The sequence below is a fragment of the Acidiphilium sp. PM genome, assembly GCF_000219295.1.
Lineage (GTDB): Bacteria > Pseudomonadota > Alphaproteobacteria > Acetobacterales > Acetobacteraceae > Acidiphilium > Acidiphilium multivorum.
The window spans coordinates 1-1261 of sequence record NZ_AFPR01000335.1 but is presented as its reverse complement, the minus strand read 5'-3'; the positions used below and the strand labels follow the sequence as shown (position 1 = coordinate 1261).

Annotated in this window: 1 protein-coding gene and 1 pseudogene; one reads left to right on the top strand and one right to left on the bottom strand. The window is 71.3% G+C overall.

The annotated features are described in order from the left end of the window. Positions 1–247, top strand: a pseudogene (locus tag APM_RS12350) (tetratricopeptide repeat-containing protein); the annotation flags it as partial. 62 nt (positions 248–309) lie between these two features. Here APM_RS12350 and speB read toward each other — a convergent pair. Beyond that, positions 310–1224, bottom strand: coding sequence for an agmatinase (speB, locus tag APM_RS12345; RefSeq protein ID WP_007423713.1), 915 nt, complete (start codon positions 1222–1224; stop codon positions 310–312). Between the last annotated feature and the right edge of the window lie 37 nt (positions 1225–1261).

Sequence of the window (1261 nt, the reverse complement as noted above, 5' to 3'; positions counted from 1 at the left end):
CGGCGGCGGCGGGCTCGGCAGCTCGCTGATGACCGGCCTCGCCGCCGGCGCCGGCTTCGCCGCCGGCGAGCGTATCATCGACGGACTGGCCGGCGGCAGCCACGCGGGCACGCCGATGATCGATCCCTCCGGCGGCGACCCCGGCGCCCCGCCGCCCGACCGCGATGACGGCCTGCTCGGCAATCCCGGCTGGGACAGCGGCGATGCCGGCGGCGGCAACGATTTCGATCCCGACAACAACTGGTAGGCCGGCGCGCCTGAACGCGCGGCGTCAATGGCCCGGCATCCCCCGATGCCGGGCCTTTCGTTTCAGCGCCCCTGCGAGGCGAGCAGGGCGAGATACTCCCACACCATCGTCGCCCCGGCCAGGGCGGTGATCTCGCTCACGTCATAGGCCGGCGCGACCTCGACGAGATCCATGCCCACGAAATCGATCCCGCCGAGCCGGCGCAGCAGCGCCTGCGCCTGCCACGATGCCAGCCCGCCGATCTCCGGCGTGCCGGTGCCCGGCGCGAAGGCGGGATCGAGACAGTCGATGTCGAAGCTGAGATAGGTCGCCCCCGTCCCCGCCACCGCGCGGATCCGTTCGGCGACGCGGTCCACCCCCTGCTCATGCACGTCCTGCGCCGAGAGGATCGTCACCCCCTGCGCCAGCGTCCAGTCATGCGCCTCGTTGAGCAGCGGCGAGCGAATGCCGATCTGGATCATCCGGCGCGGATCGACCAGCCCCTCGTTCAGCGCGTGATAGAACACCGAGCCATGGCTGTAGACCTGGCCGAAATTCTCGGCCCAGGTGTCGGCATGGGCATCGAAATGCACGAGCCCGACCGGCCCGCCGCGCGCCTTCGCCAGCGCGCGCAGCAACGGCAGGGTGATGCCGTGCTCGCCGCCCAGCGCCACCAGATGGCCGATCTGCGCCGCCTGCGCCTCGATCAGCGCGAGGCTGCCCGGCAGATCGCCGAGGGCGATGGCGAAATCCCCGGCATCGGCAAGGTCCATGTCATCGACCATGACGCGGTAGTGCGGATGGTGGTTGCCCGCCAGCATGCGCGAGGCGACGCGGATCGCCGCCGGGCCGGACCGCGTGCCCGCGCGGTTGGTCACGCCGACATCGAGCGGAATGCCGGCCACCACATGGGCCGCGTCGCGCGCGCGGCGATCGAGCCCGAGAAAGGTGGGAAATGTCGCGAAAGTCGGCGCGTCGGCGCCCTGAAACTGTGTCATGGGCGCAGACTAGCAGTCGGTTCGCGGCCTAGTCGAG

Coding starts and splice junctions, on each gene's coding strand:
- speB (WP_007423713.1), bottom strand. CDS start 1,224: ATGACACAGTTTCAGGGCGCCGACGCGCCGACTTTCGCGACATTTCCC.